The 605-nt window shown below is 59.8% G+C and carries 1 protein-coding gene; it reads left to right on the top strand.

Annotated features, from left to right (window positions below):
* A partial coding sequence (locus tag VWZ87_RS19440; RefSeq protein ID WP_416536852.1) for an EF-Tu/IF-2/RF-3 family GTPase occupies positions 1–495 on the top strand: 495 nt, incomplete at its 5' end.
* Positions 496–605 lie beyond the last annotated feature (110 nt).

The following is a 605-nucleotide window of genomic DNA, read 5'->3' as shown; positions in this document are numbered from 1 at the left end:
CGTATTGAGCGCGGCGTGATCAACGTTGGCGACTCGATCGAGATCGTTGGTATCCGTGACACCTCCACCACCACCTGTACCGGTGTGGAAATGTTCCGCAAGCTCTTGGACCGTGGTGAAGCAGGCGACAACATCGGCGCGCTGCTGCGTGGTGTTGACCGTGACGGCGTTGAGCGTGGTCAGGTTCTGTGTAAGCCGGGTTCCGTGAAGCCGCACACCAAGTTCGAAGCTGAGGCCTATATCCTCACCAAGGAAGAAGGCGGTCGTCACACCCCGTTCTTCGCGAACTACCGTCCGCAGTTCTACTTCCGGACCACCGACGTGACCGGCACCGTGACCCTGCCCGAGGGTACCGAGATGGTTATGCCCGGCGACAACCTGAAGTTCGACGTTGAACTGATCGCACCGATCGCGATGGAGCAGGGCCTGCGCTTTGCGATCCGCGAAGGCGGCCGCACCGTCGGCGCCGGCGTTGTGTCGAAAATCACCGACTAAGGTCGAGTTTCCAACGGAAACTCTGGCCTGTGGTGAGTGGTGACAGGTGGTTTTCCGCAGGAAAATCGCCGAGCGCCCACTCAGGTGAGAAAATAGAAAGGCCGCTCCAA

Source organism: Phaeobacter sp. JH20_37, from assembly GCF_048056015.1.
Taxonomy (GTDB): Bacteria; Pseudomonadota; Alphaproteobacteria; order Rhodobacterales; family Rhodobacteraceae; genus Phaeobacter; species Phaeobacter bryozoorum.
This window is presented reverse-complemented; position numbering and strand designations above follow the sequence as displayed.